The following is a 16,891-nucleotide window of genomic DNA, read 5'->3' as shown; positions in this document are numbered from 1 at the left end:
TCAGACCCGCAGCAAGGCGGCACGCCGCAGCGGCCGCGCGAAGAGCTCGGCAAGATCGGCGGCCTGATCGAAGCCATGGACCGGCGTGAACACCAGCTCGATGGACCACTTGGTCCGCAAACCTTCGGATTCCAGCGGATTGGCCAGACCCAGACCGCAGACCGTGAGATCGGGACGATCCTCGCGCAGACGATCGAGCTGGCGTTCGAGATCCTGACCCTCGGTGAGGCGCACGCCTTCCGGCAGGAGACGCATCTCCTCGGCCATGAGCTGACGATCCAGGAAGGGTGTGCCGACCTCGACCAGCTCCATGCCGCATTCGCGCTGCAGGAAGCGCGCAAGCGGGATCTCAAGCTGCGAATCCGGAAGAAAGCTGATGCGCTTGCCCTCGAGAGACGCGCGATGATGCGCGAGTCCGCGTTGCGCCCGCGCGATCGCCGGCGCCGTCACGGCGTCGAGTACCTCGCCCGTTACGCCCCACGCCTCGGTCGCCGCACGCAGCCAGCCGAGCGTGCCTTCGATCCCGAAGGGATAGGGCGCGGACAGCAGACTGGCCCCCCGCGCCTGACAGGCCCGCGCCGTCTCCCCTAAAAAGGGCTGGGCCAGCAGGACCTTGGTCCCGCTGCCCAGGGGAGGAAACTCGGTGGTCCGGCGCGGCGGCAGGAAGTGCAGAGGCCCGATCCCCAGCTCGGCGAAGAGTCGGGCGAGCTGATCTTCGACCACGTCGGGCAAGGTTCCGAGGACCAAGAGCGAGCGCTCGCCGCTCGGCAGCTGCGGCAACTCGGGCACCAGCGCCTTCAGGCAGGCGTCCTCGCCTTGCGTGAAGGTCGTCTCCAGACCGCTCGCCGAATAGTCGAGGATTCGCACCCGTCCGCGATAGACAGCGGATAGACGCTCGGCGGCCTTCGCCAGATCGAGCTTGATGACCTCCGACGGACATGAGCCGACCAGAAAGAGGGTGCCGATGTCGGGGCGCCGCTCCAACACCTCCGCAACCACGCGATCCAGCTCGGCGTTGCAGTCTGCCAGACCGGCAAGATCGCGCTCATGTAGAATCGCCGTCGCAAAACGCGGCTCGGCGAAGATCATCACGCCAGCCGCGGACTGCAGTAGGTGCGCACAGGTGCGCGAGCCGATGACCAAAAAGAAGGCGTCCTGGATCTTGCGGTGCAGCCAGACGATTCCGGCCAGGCCGCAGAACACCTGCCGCTGGCCGCGCTCGCGCGTGACGACCGGGAGCCTATCGCCGGCGGCGGATCCCCGATCGTGCGTCTGCAGCCCGCTCATTCGGCCGCCTCCGCGAGGGTCTCGCGATCCTTTGCCTGATCGCGCGCTTGGTCGAGGGCCTGATCGAGTCGGGCGGCGCGCAGCTTGATCAGGAACTGGCCGGCATTGATGACATAAGCCGCATAAGCGGCCAATGCCAACCACATGAGTCCTCGCATACCGAGCGCGCCGGTGGCGAGGGCCACCAGATAGGCGGTGTGCAGGGCCAGCACCAGCATGCTGAAGACGTCTTCCCAAAAGAACGCGGGCGCGAAGAGATAGCGCCCGAAGACGACACGCTCCCAGATTGCGCCCGTAATCATGATGGCGTAGAGCACCAGCGTCTTGACGACGATCGAGACGGTCGCGGCGAACGCGCCATCGCCTGTCGCCAAATAACGCAGCACCAAAAAGAGGCTCACCAGAAAGACCAGAAACTGCACAGGCGCAAGTATGCCCTGGACCAGCGTCCACGGGGACTCGTCGCGGCGGAGGCGCTCCTCCGGTGTGTAGAGAGGTCTGCGTTGCTGCGGTTGCATTCCAGGATGGTTCATCAGTTGGCGAACTAGGGTATGATCCGTCGTCGCGTTCTACATATGACGAATCTAGTCCGCTTTCAGAGATGCGTCAACCAAACTTTACGTAAACCTGACTTGACAACCCCGCACCAGGCACCACAATAGGGTAGTGAGCCCGACAGTGGAACCGGCGTTTCTGCGTTGCCATCGGCAGCAGCTGCGCCCCGCAGCGAAGAAGCAACGACTGCGGCAAGGCCCCCGACTCGGACTCCGCACAACGGCGGCGCTCGGACGATCCAGATTGGAGCGACAGGGCGGCAGGCACCTCGCGCCTCGGCGTATTTTTTCGTTGACGAATGACGTCCCCGAGCGGCGCAAGCGGTCTCTTGTGATCATCGATACCAGACAGGATCCGTTAGAAGCCGGAAGCCGCGTCGAACGATGCGCTCGAGGCCGCCTGGCGCAACGGTGCGGGTGTTGGATACCGACGGGCATGCCGCTCCGTCTAGAGCGCTCCGGCGAGCCGGCCGCTCTCGGCATCGATAACGGGTTGCGCGGGCGCGCCCCGAGACATTGGAGGGTCTGGTCGTCGTGAGTCCGTTCAGAGCCCCGAAGGAATCGTTCGGCACCCTCGATGCCGAAACGGCGGCGACGTTGGTTGAAGGCGCAACCGATATTGCGGTCGTGGTCAATCAAGCGGGCATCGTCTGCGACATCTCGTTCGGCAGCGAGGATCTTTCGAGCGAGCTCAGCAGGGACTGGGTCGGACACCCCTGGCTGACCACCGTGCTGCCGGAGAGCCGCGCAAATCTCGAAGCCTTGCTCAGCGAGGCATCTGACTCCCGCGTCACCCGTTGGCGACAAGTCAACCATCCCTCCGTACGCGGGACCGATATCCCGATCCAATACCGGGCTTTGCGTCTTGGAACAAGTGTGGTTGCGCTGGGGCGCAACCTCCAGGGCATGGCCGCCCTGCAACAGCAGCTTGTCGACGCACAACAAGCCCTCGAGCGCGACTATTGGCGGTTCCGCCAGGTCGAGACTCGTTATCGTTTGTTGTTTCGCATGGTCTCGGAGGCCATCCTCATCATCGACGCGCCGACCCAGCGGGTCGTCGAGGCGAATCCCGCCGCCGGACAGCTCCTCGGCGAATCGCCGACACGGGTCATCGGCCGTCCCTTCCCGGAGGGATTCGACACCGAGGGCACACAGTCGATCAACGGACTTCTGGCCGCCGTTCGAGCCGCCGGTCGGGCGGACGACGTGCGGGCCAAGCTCGCCGACGGCATGCAGGAATTCTTGGTCTCGGCCTCGCTGCTGCGCCAGGAGAACCTCTCTTTTCTGCTCATTCGTCTGTCGCCGATCATCGCCGAGAGCGCCACCTTCACCTTGCCGGAGAACCGGGCTCGCTATCTTCGCGTCCTCGAGAACGCACCGGACTGTGTCGTCATCACGGATGCGGACGGTCGGGTGTTGAGTGCCAACAACACCTTCCTGGCCTTGACCGAGATCGCCGCGGAGCAACAGGCGCGAGGCGAGTCGCTCGACCGTTGGCTCGGGCGTCCGGGCGTAGACCTCAATGTGCTGATGGCCAACCTGCGCCAGCACGACACGGTCCGGCTCTTCGCGACCACCTTGCGTGGCGAGTATGGATCCACGACCGATATCGAGATCTCGGCCGCCGCAGTCCGCAACGGGGAGCGCCCCTATTTCGGGTTCTTCATCCGAGATGTCGGTCGCCGCCTGCACGCCGAGCAACCGACAAATCCGGAGCAGCCTCGCTGGCTCGATCAGCTCACCGACCGGGTCGGACGCGTTCCCCTCAAGGAGTTGGTGCGCGAATCGACCGACACCATCGAACGGCTCTGTATCGAGGCGGCACTGAAGCTGACCGGAGATAATCGAGCCTCGGCGGCCGAGTTGCTGGGCTTGAGCCGCCAAAGCCTATACGTCAAAATCGACCGTTACGGGATTTGAGACCAAGCAGCCGAGCCATCGGCGCCATCCGACAAGTGAGCGGCATGAATCGAAGCGCCTTGCCTGCGGCAGCGTCCGCCTATCCGTCCATGCCCGCGATCTTGGAAGTATCGCATCCCATCACTTGGTTCCCGCCGATGTGGGCCTTCGCGTGCGGCGTCGTGTCCTCAGGCGCACCCATCCTGCAGCAGTGGTGGCTCCTGCTCGCCGGAGTGCTGCTGGCCGGCCCCCTGATGTGCGGAACGAGTCAGGTCGTGAACGACTGGTACGACCGTCACGTCGACGCCATCAACGAGCCGAATCGCCCGATCCCCTCGGGGCGGATCCCGGGGCGTTGGGGCCTCTATCTCGCACTCATCTGGACCGCGGTCTCGCTGCTGCTCGCTTGGGTGCTCGGACCCTGGGTCTTCGGGGCATCGCTGATCGGCATGGCTCTGGCCTGGGCCTACAGCGCACCGCCGTTTCGTCTCAAGGGCAACGGCTGGTGGGGCAACCTCGCCGTCGGATTTTCCTACGAGGGATTGGCGTGGGTCACCGGGGCCGCCGTCATGCTCGGAGGCGCCATGCCGGACTGGCGGATCCTCGCGCTCGCCGTGCTCTACAGCATCGGCGCGCACGGCATCATGACGCTTAATGATTTCAAGGCGATCGAGGGCGACAAGCAGATGAACGTGCGCTCGCTGCCGGTTCAACTCGGTGTCGACGGGGCCGCGCGCCTGGCCAGCATCGTGATGGCTGTGCCTCAGGCGATCGTGATCGCGCTGCTTCTCGCCTGGGACACGCCGGCCCACGCCATCGCCGTCGGCGTGGTCCTGCTGATCCAACTGCTGCTGATGATTCGCTTCCTGCAGAGTCCGCGCGAGCGGGCGACCTGGTTCAGCGGACTCGGTGTCAGCGTCTATGTGACCGGTATGATGATCAGCGCCTTCGCCGTGCGCGGGCTTCTCGTTTGAGCCAAGCTCGACAAACGACTTGATCGCGCCTGCCCGGCGCCTTTGCTCCGGGCTTCGGAACACTTCGATTTACCCAACATCAGGGCCAGCATGCGATGACAACTCTTGAAACATTCGACGTCGTGATCGTCGGTGGCGGGCCCGCCGGTGCAACTGCCGCAACCGATCTCGCCAAGCGCGGGCGCCGTGTCCTTCTGCTCGATCGCGGCGGGCGCATCAAGCCTTGCGGCGGCGCCATCCCGCCACAGGCGATGCGTGAGTTCGAGATCCCGGAATCCATGCTGGCCAATCAGGTCAACTCAGCCCGCATGGTTTCACCGTCCGACCAGCGTGTGGACATGCCCATCAACGGCGGCTACGTCGGCATGGTGGATCGCGAGCATTTCGATGAGTGGCTTCGCGAGCGCGCCGCGCAAGCCGGGGCCGAGCGGCGCACCGGCACCTTCGAGGCGGTCGAGCGCGACACCGACGGCGTGGCACTCATCCGCTATCGACCTGGCGCCGGGCGCAGCGGCAACGCGTCCGAGCGGGTCCGCGCCCGTGCCGTGATCGGCGCCGACGGGGCACACTCGGCGGTCGGCAAGCAGTGCGTTCCGGGCGCCGACAAGATCAAATATGTCGCCGCCTATCATGAGATCGTGCGCACCCCGCCCAACGGCGGTCCGGCCGACTTCGACGGCACGCGCTGCGATGTCTACTACCAAGGCGACATCTCGCCGGACTTCTACGGCTGGGTCTTCCCGCACGGCGACACCACCAGCGTCGGCGTGGGCACCGCGGTCGAGGGCTTCTCGCTGAAAGGCGCAACCACCGAGCTGCGTCGCCGCGCGGGACTGGAGCACGCGGAGACCCTGCGGCGCGAGGGCGCTCCCATCCCGCTGAAACCGCTCAAGCGCTGGGACAACGGTCGCGACCTAGTACTGGCCGGCGATGCCGCCGGGGTGGTGGCCCCCGCCTCGGGCGAGGGCATCTATTACGCGCTGGTCGGCGGACGGTTGGCCGGTGACGCGGTCGACACCTTTCTCGCCACCGGCGATGCGCGCGCACTCAAGACCGCGCGGGTCCGCTTCATGAAGTCCCATGGCAAGGTCTTCTGGGTGCTGGGGATGATGCAGCACTTCTGGTACGCCAGCGACAAGCGTCGCGAGCGTTTCGTGAGCATGTGCAAAGACCCGGACGTGCAGTATCTGACCTGGGAAGCCTACATGAACAAGCGTCTGGTCCGTGCCAAGCCGGCTGCCCATCTGCGGATCTTCTTCAAGGACATGGCGCACCTCCTGGGTTTCGTTTCGGCACGCTGACGGGACGCGAGCACTCCGGGAGGCAACAGCGTGGCCGAGCTCTTCGCAAACGGGCGCTTGATCGATCTGATCCTCGGCTTGGTCGTGGTGGAGGCGATCGCACTGACTGTTATGCACCGCGTGACGGGGAAAGGTGTCGCTCCGCGCGATCTGGTCGGACTGCTGCTCGCGGGCGCGTTCCTGCTGGCTGCGGTACGTTTTGCCCTGACCGGCGCCGAGTGGGTCTGGATCGGACTCTGGCTGGCCTTGGCCCTGATCGCACATCTCGCCGATCTGGCCCTGCGCTGGCGCGCTTAAACCGCGCTTGGCGCGGTTTAAGCTGATTTCCGGAAAAGGATCTACCGGCAGAGCCCCAACCAGGAAAAATGGTCGAAGCCTCTTCTCGTTGTCGTTGTCGTGTTCGTCCGGAATCCGATGACGACAACGAAAACGACACCGAAAACGACAACGACAACGACAACGAAAACGACAACGAAAAATTCTGCGACGATTTGCTCAAGACCGACGGCATCAGGGACTCGATGCCCTCGAGGCACTCGCTGTCGGGATGACTATTCTCGGAAATCGCCTAACCCGCTCGCGTCAGTTACCGACAGGCGGATCGCCCTTAGTGTACTGCGCCGAATACCAGGCGAGGTGCTCGAGGAGCTGGGTGGTCCGCTGGACCGATGACTGAACGGCGTCGACCAATGCGGGCACCCGGCCCAAATCGACGCAGTCGGTCACCTCGAGCGCGGCAAGCTGCGCATTCGCGACAATGGCCGAGAGTAGCTCGCGGTACATGGGGTTGGCACTCCATTGCAACTGCTGGCGCATGATCTTCTGCTGCTCGAGCAGACCGGCCTGAACCCGATGCCGGGCATCCTCGGCCCGTTTGCGCTCGCTCAGGTCGGTCAGCAAGAGCACAAAGCCCAAGACCAGCTCCGGCGAAGAAAAGACTGGATCGGCGCGTACCAGAAATGGACGAAGGCCGATATCGCCGGTGTTCAACTCCACTTCTCCGCGCCAAGCCCGACGATGCGTCACCAACTCATCGAGACGGCGGCGTGCCTCCGCCTGCGTCGTCTCCGAGAACAAATCCAGTAGATCATCCAGACATCGCGGACGGGATTGGTCCGGATGCAGGAGTCGCTCGAAGGACTGCGTCGTCAGCAAGAAAACGCCGTCCGCATCGGCGATGAGGATCGGCTGCTCGGAGGCTCCGACCTGAGAGCGAACCTGGGCGAGCTGCGCTTGGGCGATCAGCACACGGACCGAGCGAAACTGCTGGATGACATCCGCCACGGATTCACCGATCAATCTGGCCGTCGCCAGATTTGCGGAGGTCCAGGGGTCGGACGTGCCCTCCACGACCTGATGCCATTGGGCGAAGGAACGCCGCGGCGAAAGCTGCGAGGGATCGTCTCCGCTGAAGACTGGCTTGAAGGGATTGCCACCCCAAGTCACTGTCCGTACCCGCTCGGGACGACACCAGATGAGGTATTCGCCCCTGCAGCTCGACACCGGCGCCGCGAGGATGCCGCTCGCCACCGGGGTCAGATCCGCGAGGCTCAGCTCGTCGCGCCGCAGCGAGGCGGTCGCCATCACTGCGCGCCGCGGCTGCGTATCGAGCCAGGCGCCGATCTCGCGCAGGTCACGGGTTCCGGGTACCTCTCCGGTAGTCAGAATTCTGCCGTCGCAGATCAAGGCCGCTCCCGCTGCATCGACGGTCTGAAGCAAGGTTCGGGGGTCGTCGAAGAGGGCGGATGTCCAGTCACCCTCGCGCGAGATCGCCTCCACCATCCGCTGCTCGAGGCGCCGAACCGATAACTCCGCCTGAGCCTGGACGAAGCTCTCCAAGGCGGCGATGCGTGTCGCCACCGCCTCGGCCAGCAGCTCGCAGACGGCGCGAATCTCGTACTGCACGAAGCGCGGCCCGCAATGATGACACGCGATCAGCCCCCACAGCCTGCCCCCGACCAAGAGCGAGGCGACCAAGGTCGCCCCGACGCCCATGTTCTTCAAATATTGGATGTGGATCGGCGACATGCTGCGCAGGCTGCACAGCGACATATCCAGATCCTCCCCCGTGACGGGCGAGGCCCGGGGATGGATGCGTACCGGTTCGTAGTCGACATCGACCAAGAGGCGGATCCGGTTGCGCTCGTAGAGCCGACGCGCGATTTGAGGGATATCGGAATCCGGATAACGGTTTCCGAGGTAGGCATCGAGCTCGGGCTCGCGCTGCTCGGAAAAGATCTCGCCGTGGCCCTCGTCATCGAACCGATAGACCATGACCCGATCGTAACCGACAATCGACTTGAAGATGCTCGCGGCCTCGTCGCACAAGGACCGCAACGAAGCCGATGCGATGATCGTCTGCAGCGCGGCATTGATCCGAGCCGATAGGTCGACCGCGGCCCCCCACGGCTCGAGCTCGACGACCAATCCACCCGCCGGCGGACGATGCACGATGGCATCGAAATCCCGCGCCGAGTGCGCCCCCACTGGCGTTCGCAACACCAGCGGGACCTGCGCCAGATCATCGTTGAGTCTCGGACGAACCCTCGCTGCCAGGATCGGTACCAACTCGTCGAGACGGGCGCCGATCGGATCCCGGTCGAGCCGCAACAGGGAGCGCGCATTCTCGCTGGCCTGGATCACGATGAGATCCGGCTCCGAAAGAACGATCATGGCGCCGTGCGGTTGGATGGATGCGGCGAGCTGAATCTGTTCGCGCTCGCAATTGGAAAGGTCGGCGTGCCCGAACGCCGGCGAGGAAGAAAGATCGGGGGTCAATTGGGCTGCACTCCGATGCTTAAACCGCGCCCGGCGCGGTATGCGATGTTCTTGGATGGGATCGGCCCCGGCAGACTTGACGACCGTTGGAGTCGGCGCGGTTTGAAAATTATATTATCTAAAACCGCATCCCCGCTAAGGGTTGCGGATGCACGAAACATCGAGCTCACTCGAACATGAGCATCGCGCTCGGGACGCGGTTTAGGGTCGATATCCCTGATCCGTGATCGTATCCTGATCGATCCCGTAGCGCTTGAGCTTGACGTAGAGACTCTGACGACTCAATCCCAAAAGATCGGCAGTTGCGGTGCGATTGCCGCGCGTGAGGTCCAACGCCTCTTCGATGTAGTGCTGCTCGAGGACGCTGACCGCCTCGTCCACCAGTGCACGCAAGGGACCTTTGCCGATCCGCCCGGTCAAGGCCGCCAGGCGTCCACCGAGACGTTCATCGTTGTCCTGCCGCGGCAGGCGCCTGCCGACATCACGGAACAAGATTCCGATCGACGTCGGCTCACTGTCCAGATCGCCAGCCGCCGAGATCTCGACCTCCGTCTCGGCACCGAGATCGCCGCGGAGTCTGGTCAAGAACGGACGTACGACACCGAGTCGCGCGATCGTCGTCAACAGCACGCCCATATCGGCGCCCGGTCGGTCGAGCCAACACCCGAGGCTCTGCTGCAACACCCCGCCCGAGGTCGGCATTTGAACGAGGTCTAGGAAGGCCGGATTCACCCAACGAATCAGGCCACCTCGATCGGTCACGACGAATCCATCGGGCAAGCGCTCGATCAGGACGTCGGCGAGCTCACCTTCGGCAGACTGCCGAGACGCCAACGCGGCCTCGGTGGCGGTCAATTGGAGTAGGTAGAGTGAACCGGCCTCGGATGCGAGCCGCGAAGCACGCACCATCCAAGCCGCTCGCTCTGCACCGAGATGCAACAGAATTCCGGGCGCGCTGCCGTGATCGTCGAGCCGTCGGAGCATCGCGCGAAAGAGGTCGCGCTCACCGTCGACCAACTCGCCGGAAAAGTCTTTACCGACCAGCGGCCGCTGCGCTCCGGTCGGACCAACGAGGGCGCGCGACGCAGCCGGGTTGACGTCCTGGATCGCGAGACTGTCGACTCGCAACAGAATGACCGCGTCGTTGGAGGATCCGAATAGGAGCCGATACCGTGTCTCGACCTCGCGCAGCTTCCAATAATCACGCTCCATCGTCTGCTGCGCCTCCACGAGGCGCGTCTGCAGCTCGGTCACGGCTTGGAGACTGCGGCCGATGGCGACCAGACCGGCATCGCATCCCAAACTCACCGCGGTATATTCGATCGGAAGACGCAAACCGGATGGAAAGATCTGGTTGACCTGCCGGAAGGCCGAGACACCCGAATCCCGGGCGTCGTCGACGAGGCTCTGCAGTCCCTCGCTTCCGACCGACTCGACCGTCTCGGCCCAGGGACGCCCGACCCAGGCATCCAGGGCCTCACCGCGAATCGCAGGCGACAGCGCCGCCCGCCGGATCACGCCGGCGTGATCGAGAAAGATGGTGACGTCGGGCTGGGCCAGATTGGTCATGGACATGGACGTATAGACCTGATCACGCTTCAATAATCACCGCTTCGCGGATGGATTTCAAACGATATCGGCATGGATCGGGATGGTAACCGGTGCCTGTCGCCATTCCCCGGGTTACACTAAAGCCGTTGGTGCACGACAGCACGCCCTCGTAGCTCAGTTGGATAGAGCGATCGCCTCCTAAGCGGTAGGTCACAGGTTCAATTCCTGTCGAGGGCGCCAAATCCCCGCACGCGACCGTCTGCTGCTCTCCACGCGCCGCGAGCCGAAGCACCTGTTCCAAGCCCAACCGGCGAGGCGGACGCTCATCCGATGTCCGGGGCTTCGCCCGAGACGACCTCGAACAGTCCCCGAAGGACCAGATCAGGCACCACCCGAGCGGGCCGATCCATCGCCGGAACCAGACGCTCGGCATCGCCGCCGGTCAAGATGAGCGCCGGGGGCGTCTGCGCCTGCTGCTCGAGTCGGTCGTAGAGCCGCGTCGTCAGGGCCGCGAGTGCCTGAAGACTGCCGGCTGCAACGGCGGGCCCCGTATCGACCGCCCAAGGTTCGTCGGTCGGCTCGGAAGCGATCCGCGGGATGAGGGTGCCGGCCAGAAGGCTCGCACGCATCATCTCGACCCCGGGCAGGATTAGGCCGCCGAGATGACGGCCATCGACAAGCAGGAGGTCGAAGGTGGCCGCCGTTCCGGCATCCACGACCAGCACTGCATCGGGAACCAGGCGATGGGCGGCGACCAAGGCCAGCCAGCGGTCGACACCGAAGCGCTCAGGCTCAGGATACGCGATGCGCAGCGCGCCGAAGCTCGCTCGGGTCTGCACGAATTCCACGTCGAGCCCCCAATAGACCCGGGTCGCGCGACCGATCGCCGCGGCGACCGATGCGCCGCCCACGTTGCTCGCGACGACACGCTCGGGCGCATTCAATCGCTCCCAGTCGGCCAAAAGATCGATCGGCGCCGCTCCGCCGTGGCGCACGACCCGCACCTCGCCGGGAGGGCCTCCGTCCGAGACCGCCCAGCGTAGGTTGGTATTTCCGATATCCAGCAGCAGCTTCATCGCTCGCCAACACCCTCGCCCTCGCGTCGCAAACTGACCTCTCCGGCATGGAATCGCCTTTCTCCGTCGGCGGTCTCAAGCCGTAAGGCGCCGTCCGACGCGATCCCGAGCACCCTGCCCCGAATCTCCCGGTCTGCAAGCAGGATGCGCGCCTGCTCGCCGCGAAAGGCGTCGAACCCGTCCCAGAGTGCAAGGAACGGGGTCAGGCCCTCGCAATCGAAACGCTCGAAGGCATCGATCAGGGCGTCGGCAACCCGCGCCGCCAAAGCGTTACGATCGACCCGCAAGCCACCGAGCACTTCGGCAAGATCGACCCACGGCTGGTCGATCGCGTGACCGTGATCGTGCGCCATCCGTACATTGATCCCGATCCCCACCACCAGAGCGCTGGGGCCTTGAGCCTCGCCGGCCACCTCCAAGAGCATCCCACCGAGCTTACGCCGATCCCAGAGCAGATCGTTCGGCCATTTGAGCGCAAGACCCTCGGCGCCGATCCGACGCAACGCGTCGGCGACGACGGCACCCGCAACCAAGCTGAAGCCACCTAGGACGGCTGGCGGCGCTTTGAACCGCCAGAGCATTGAAAGATAAAGGTTGGCCCCATACGGCGAGATCCAGGGACGTCCGAAACGGCCCCGTCCGGCAGTTTGGCATTCCGCAAGGCAAAGCGTTCCGCAAGGCGCGCCCGTCGCCGCCTCGCGCATCAGGTAGCGATTGGTCGAGTCGATCTCGGTGTGAACCTCCAGACGAGCAACCGCGCGGCGGGCGCCTGAGGACAGTGCTGCCAGAATCCGCTGCGCATCGAGGAGATCGGTGGGCACGTTCTGGCCGTGAAACGTCGAGTCGGGAATCACGCGTCGTCCCGGCCGTTAGAGACGACGCTGGCGAGCCAACGCGTGCGGGCCTCGAGCACCTCCGGCGGCACTGCATCCATGAGCATCAAATCACAGGTATCGGATCGCGCCGGCGTCGGGACGGCGAGCACCTCGATCAACTCGTCACGCCGAAACAGATGGACCCGGACCCCGGACGGGGTCGCAGCGCGTACGACCAAGGAATCGAAGTTCTCCGCAGTCGCACGCAGCCCGTCGACCGCGACCAAGACGTCTCCCGGGGCGATACCCGCGCGCTCGCCCGGACCGCCACGGATCACATTCTGCACGACGGCCTCGGAGGCGCCCGGACGCAAGCGCAGATCCAGGGTCGGGCGCGCCTCCCGGTGATCGAAGCACTCCGGACACCCGCCTTGGTCCTTCGGCCCATCCGCGGGGCGCAGCCGCATCGCGATCCCGACCCCCGCCAAGAGCGGCTCGAGATCGAGCTCCGCGGTCCCGTCCAAGGCGGACGAGAAGAAACCGTCCAGATCGAGTCCCGAAACCTCGGTCGCAACGGCCTCGACCCCGTGCTCGGGAACGCCGAGACCGGCGCGGCCATAGCGGCTCCAGAGCGAGCGCATAACGTCATCGAGCGATGCCCTGCCCTGCGTCCTTGCCCGAATGATCAAGTCCAGCGCCAACGCAACCAAGGCGCCCTTGACGTAATAGCTCACGATGGCGTTCGGCGCGTTTTCGTCTTGCTTATAGAACTTGATCCAGGCATCGAAGCTTGACTCGGCCAGGGTCTGCACCTCGCGCCCGGGGGTGCGCATCAGTCGGGTGATGGTCGCGGCGAGCAAGCCGAGATAGGCCCGGGCATCGATACAACCGCTGCGCACCAAGGCGAGCTCGTCGTAGTAGGACGTGATGCCTTCGAAGGCCCAAAGCGTGCGGGTGTGGATCTCCCGATCCAGCTTGCCATCCATCAGCGCCGCGGGCCGAATGCGCTTGACATGCCAGAGATGGAAATATTCGTGACTGCACAGGCCCAAGAAGCGGACATATGCATCGGTGCGCTTTTCGTCGGTCGGATGCGGTAGATCGGTGCGTGAGCAGAGCAGGCTGGTGGAGAACCGATGTTCCAATCCGCCGTAACCCTCGCCCAGCGCGGTGACGAGAAAGAGATAGCGGTCGATTGGCAGTTCGCCGAACAAGGCTGCGTGCTCGGCACAAATACGCAGGAGGTCGTTCTCAAGTCGTGCCTTATCGGTATGCTGGCGACCCGTGATCGCGATACGATGCGGCACGCCCGCAAGATTGAACGCGACGCGCTCGAAGCAGCCCATCTCGACCGGATGATCGATCAGGTCGTCATAGGTCTCGGCGCGATAGAGACCGAAACCGCGCGAATCGATCTGCTCCGGTACGAGACTGGTTGCGACCTCCCAAACCCCGTCGACACGCCCGTCGGGCGGCAATAGGTCGACCAGACGGGGGCGGTCGTCCATTTCGTGAACCCGCATCAGGAGAGCGGCGCCGTTGAAATAGGCGTGCGTCGTATCGAGATGCGCCGCGCGAACCGAGAGCTCCCACGCGTAAACGTGATAACGCACCCTGACCGCACTGCCCTCTGTACGGCAGACCCAGGTTTGTTTGTCACGCTTTCGACACTCGAGCGGCGTGCCGTCGGCCGATTCGGCGACGAGCGTCAGGATATTCCGAGCGAAATCCCGAATCATATAACTGCCGGGAATCCACGCAGGCAACGACAGCGCAACGGACTGGGCGCCCGAACCCGGAATCTCGACTTCGACGGTAAACTGATGGGCTTGCGGAGAGGCTGGGCAAACGCGATAAATCAGGTCGAGCAGCATCGGGAGTGCGCGGGGTGCGGTAAAGGGAGAATTCGCTTCTTAAGGTGCTCGAGGCCAACCTCGATAACGACCTCGGGGCAATGCCCCGAAGCCGAAGTCAGCTTACCAGCGCGGCCCGCGCGAGGGACGCTCACCGCGTGGCTTGGCTTGGTTGACCTTCAGGTTGCGGCCCTTCAGCGGCGTCTCGTTCAGCCCCTTGATAGCGGCATCGGCCTCGGAGTTGTTCGGCATCTCGACAAAGCCGAAGCCTTTGGATTCACCGGTGAACTTGTCGGTGATCAAGTTCACGCTCGAGATCTCGCCATAGGCGGAGAATGCGGTCTTCAGCTCGTCTTGGGTCACGCCGTAGGCCAGGTTGCCAACGTAAATATTCATCATTCAAGAGTTCCGTGAGAGCGCATTGAAGAGAAATTGAGAACGGTCGAAAAATCAATACGCAACTGTTTCGACAGTCTTTGTCCCCAACCGTTGGAGACGAAGGTATTGCGGGAGCGGCTTGACTCGCTTCCCCGCGAGGCCAATGCCTCAAAAACTAAGGCGTCACGACGCGCCCGCGCCGGTCACCGCCACGCCACGGACGTTTCGCCGACGGCGAAGCCGCCGCGGCCGGCTTTCGCGCCGGACGGCTCGGCCCGCGCGAATCGCGGCGACCGCCGAGGCTTCGATCGGGCTCGGACTCGGGCGGAACCAACGACGGCTCGAAACCGACCACGGGATTCATCGCGATCTCTTTACGCAGGAGCCTCTGTATCCCCTGCAGCAAACCCTGCTCGTCATGACTGACTAAAGACAACGCATTTCCGTCTGCGCCGGCTCGACCGGTTCGACCGATACGGTGGACATAGTCTTCGGCGACATTCGGCAGCTCAAAATTAACGACTTGGGGCAGATCGACGATATCCAATCCCCGCGCGGCAATATCGGTGGCCACCAGCGCCCGAACACTCCCGCGCTTGAAATCGTCCAGGGCGCGTGTTCTGGCCGACTGGCTCTTGTTGCCGTGAATGGCGGCAGCCGTAATGCCCTCTCGGCTCAGGTGCTCGACAAGCCGATTGGCGCCGGCCTTGGTCCGCGTGAACACCAACACCTGATGCCAGCCCTCGCGACGGAAGAGGTGCGCGAGCAGATCACGCTTGCGGGCCTTGTCGACCGGATGCGCCGCCTGCGTGACCGACTCGGCGGCCGTGTTGCGGCGTGCGACCTCGATGAGCTTAGGGCGCTTGAGAAGCCCGTCGGCCAGACGGCGGATGTCGTCGGAGTAAGTCGCCGAGAACAGGAGATTCTGACGCCGCTCGGGGAGCAACTGAATGATACGCCGGATGTCATGGATGAAACCCATATCCAGCATGCGATCGGCCTCGTCCAGGACGAGAATCTCCACGCGTGAGAGATCGACGGTGCGTCGGCCGGCGTGATCGAGCAGGCGGCCCGGGGTTGCGATCAGAACATCCACGCCCCGCTGCAACTGATTGATCTGCGGCTGCATACCGACACCACCGAAGACGATCGTCGAGCGCAAAGGAAGGTGCAGGCCGTAGGCGTGCACGCGCTCGCCGACCTGGGCCGCGAGCTCGCGCGTCGGCGTCAAGATCAGTGCGCGCGGATGCCGTTGCGGGTGACCCTTCTCGGAGAGCCGCTGCAGAATCGGCAGCACGAAGGCCGCTGTCTTGCCGGTTCCGGTTTGCGCCCCGGCAAGCAGGTCATGACCGGCCAAGATCTCCGGTATTGCCTGCAGTTGAATCGGGGTCGGACGGGCATAACGCTGCGTTGCTACGGCACGCAGCAAATCGGCCTGAAGGCCGAGTGAATCGAATGACATGAAAACTCCTGAAACCGGCCTAAAACCGTGCGAGCACGGGACCGGCCTAGGCAGAAAAGAGGCGTTCGGGGATGAAGCCTTGGGCAAAGGTGGGGTCAGCCGCGAGACGACGCATCGACCGGATGATGCGAAACCCGGAGTCTACGCGATGCGCTCAATGAAAGCCAGCGCCGCGAATATCCTATTTTCGGGGTTTACCCGAGTCAGCTAGGCCGGGTCAGCTAGGCCGGAGGTCGTAAACAGTCCCGACCTACCATCTCGACATCCGAGCTCGAAAATGCATCGCGCGACCCGAAGGAGACCGTCCGATGTCGACATAGATGCCGAGGTGGTTCTTCGGAAATCGCCGCAGTCATCGCGCGGCCTTGTTTATAACTCCGACCACATGGTCGGCCACCTGCGTAGTCAGGCCATCCTGGCCAGACAGAATCAGGGCTGGAAACCCTGACTACGCATTGTTCCTCAGCCACTGGCCGGAACGATGATCAAGGCCTAATCGCGCCTAGTCGTCGACCGCCTGGAGATAGCTTGATTTGAAGGCTTCGCGATCGGTCTTGGAAGACGGGTCGTAGCCTTGCTCCGCCATCTTCTGCTTCATCCAACCGGGAAGAACGCCACGCACATAAACGTTGTCGCCATTCTCCGGGTCGACATATCGCGTATACTGACGCTCCCCGGTGGACGAACGCCGGACCGACCCGACCGCACGCCGACGCTTGGATTCCACCAGAGGCAGAATTTCTTCCAATTCGTAGCCGTATTGCGCGATCAGCCCTCTGATTTGTTGCGCGACTTCCGATTTCGCCTCCTTACGGCGTACTTCCAGCGCGCGATTCAGCTCGGCCTTGCTGCTTTCGATCTCGGCAAGCTGCTGCCGAATTTCGTCGACGCTAAGGTTAGCGTACTCCACGTGGTATACCTCCAGAACGGTTAAAGGGTAATCTCTAAAAAGATTAGCGAGCC

Annotated in this window: 14 protein-coding genes and 1 tRNA gene; 5 read left to right on the top strand and 10 right to left on the bottom strand. The window is 63.9% G+C overall.

Features of this window, described 5'->3' with window-relative positions; translation table 11 throughout:
• Together AADX97_RS03335 and bchF are read right to left on the bottom strand one after the other, a co-directional pair.
• Positions 1-1,287: a ferredoxin:protochlorophyllide reductase (ATP-dependent) subunit N gene (locus tag AADX97_RS03335; RefSeq protein WP_374231580.1), complete on the bottom strand. Its 1,287-nt coding sequence runs from the start codon at positions 1,285-1,287 to the stop codon at positions 1-3.
• Entirely contained in the window at positions 1,284-1,805 is a 522-nt protein-coding gene (bchF, locus tag AADX97_RS03330) for a 2-vinyl bacteriochlorophyllide hydratase (RefSeq protein ID WP_374231579.1), read from the bottom strand. Before bchF ends, AADX97_RS03335 begins: the two co-directional genes overlap by 4 nt.
• 570 nt (positions 1,806-2,375) lie before the next feature.
• On the opposite strand from bchF, the gene ppsR (AADX97_RS03325) reads away from it, so the two are divergent.
• The 4 genes from ppsR (AADX97_RS03325) (at position 2,376) to AADX97_RS03310 (ending at position 6,312) form a co-directional block, all read left to right on the top strand.
• The gene (gene ppsR / locus AADX97_RS03325) at positions 2,376-3,761 is read left to right on the top strand and encodes a transcriptional regulator PpsR (protein WP_374231578.1); all 1,386 of its coding nucleotides are present in this window, start codon (positions 2,376-2,378) and stop codon (positions 3,759-3,761) included.
• A 44-nt stretch (positions 3,762-3,805) separates the two neighbouring features.
• Complete coding sequence (gene chlG / locus AADX97_RS03320) at positions 3,806-4,714, top strand: chlorophyll synthase ChlG (protein WP_374231577.1); 909 nt, start codon at positions 3,806-3,808, stop codon at positions 4,712-4,714.
• A 95-nt stretch (positions 4,715-4,809) separates the two neighbouring features.
• Positions 4,810-6,015 (top strand): geranylgeranyl diphosphate reductase, encoded by a 1,206-nt coding sequence (locus tag AADX97_RS03315; protein WP_374231576.1) that lies wholly within the window; start codon positions 4,810-4,812, stop codon positions 6,013-6,015.
• A gap of 30 nt (positions 6,016-6,045) precedes the next feature.
• A complete protein-coding gene (locus AADX97_RS03310) occupies positions 6,046-6,312 on the top strand; it encodes a hypothetical protein (protein ID WP_374231575.1) in 267 nt (88 codons plus the stop codon).
• A 285-nt stretch (positions 6,313-6,597) separates the two neighbouring features.
• Here the strand turns inward: AADX97_RS03310 and AADX97_RS03305 are convergent, their stop codons facing one another.
• Together AADX97_RS03305 and ppsR (AADX97_RS03300) are read right to left on the bottom strand one after the other, a co-directional pair.
• Positions 6,598-8,793, bottom strand: a complete 2,196-nt coding sequence (locus AADX97_RS03305) for a GAF domain-containing protein (RefSeq protein ID WP_374231574.1) — start codon at positions 8,791-8,793, stop codon at positions 6,598-6,600.
• A 201-nt stretch (positions 8,794-8,994) separates the two neighbouring features.
• Positions 8,995-10,395, bottom strand: coding sequence for a transcriptional regulator PpsR (ppsR, locus tag AADX97_RS03300; RefSeq protein ID WP_374231573.1), 1,401 nt, complete (start codon positions 10,393-10,395; stop codon positions 8,995-8,997).
• Positions 10,396-10,507: 112 nt separating this feature from the next.
• Between ppsR (AADX97_RS03300) and AADX97_RS03295 the strand changes: the two genes are divergently transcribed.
• Positions 10,508-10,584 (top strand) — tRNA-Arg (locus AADX97_RS03295).
• Positions 10,585-10,667: 83 nt separating this feature from the next.
• On the opposite strand, the gene AADX97_RS03290 is transcribed toward AADX97_RS03295, so the two are convergent.
• The 6 genes from AADX97_RS03290 to AADX97_RS03265 all read right to left on the bottom strand — a co-directional run bounded on the left by AADX97_RS03290 (position 10,668) and on the right by AADX97_RS03265 (position 16,838).
• Complete coding sequence (locus tag AADX97_RS03290; RefSeq protein ID WP_374231572.1) at positions 10,668-11,420, bottom strand: type III pantothenate kinase; 753 nt, start codon at positions 11,418-11,420, stop codon at positions 10,668-10,670.
• A complete protein-coding gene (locus AADX97_RS03285) occupies positions 11,417-12,274 on the bottom strand; it encodes a biotin--[acetyl-CoA-carboxylase] ligase (protein ID WP_374231571.1) in 858 nt (285 codons plus the stop codon). The genes AADX97_RS03290 and AADX97_RS03285 overlap by 4 nt, the downstream gene beginning before the upstream one ends.
• Positions 12,271-14,109: a M61 family metallopeptidase gene (locus tag AADX97_RS03280; RefSeq protein WP_374231570.1), complete on the bottom strand. Its 1,839-nt coding sequence runs from the start codon at positions 14,107-14,109 to the stop codon at positions 12,271-12,273. Before AADX97_RS03280 ends, AADX97_RS03285 begins: the two co-directional genes overlap by 4 nt.
• Positions 14,110-14,211: 102 nt before the next feature.
• Positions 14,212-14,484, bottom strand: a complete 273-nt coding sequence (locus AADX97_RS03275) for an RNA-binding protein (protein WP_007191936.1) — start codon at positions 14,482-14,484, stop codon at positions 14,212-14,214.
• Between the two features lie 157 nt (positions 14,485-14,641).
• On the bottom strand, positions 14,642-15,928 hold the full coding sequence (locus AADX97_RS03270) for a DEAD/DEAH box helicase (RefSeq protein ID WP_374231569.1): 1,287 nt from the start codon (positions 15,926-15,928) through the stop codon (positions 14,642-14,644).
• A 502-nt stretch (positions 15,929-16,430) separates the two neighbouring features.
• Complete coding sequence (locus AADX97_RS03265; RefSeq protein ID WP_374231568.1) at positions 16,431-16,838, bottom strand: H-NS histone family protein; 408 nt, start codon at positions 16,836-16,838, stop codon at positions 16,431-16,433.
• Between the last annotated feature and the right edge of the window lie 53 nt (positions 16,839-16,891).

The sequence above is a fragment of the Thiocapsa sp. C2-2m genome, assembly GCF_041903745.1.
Taxonomy (GTDB): domain Bacteria; phylum Pseudomonadota; class Gammaproteobacteria; order Chromatiales; family Chromatiaceae; genus Thiocapsa; species Thiocapsa roseilacustris.
The sequence above is the reverse complement of the archived record's forward strand: the minus strand, read 5'-3'. Positions and strand labels throughout refer to the sequence as shown.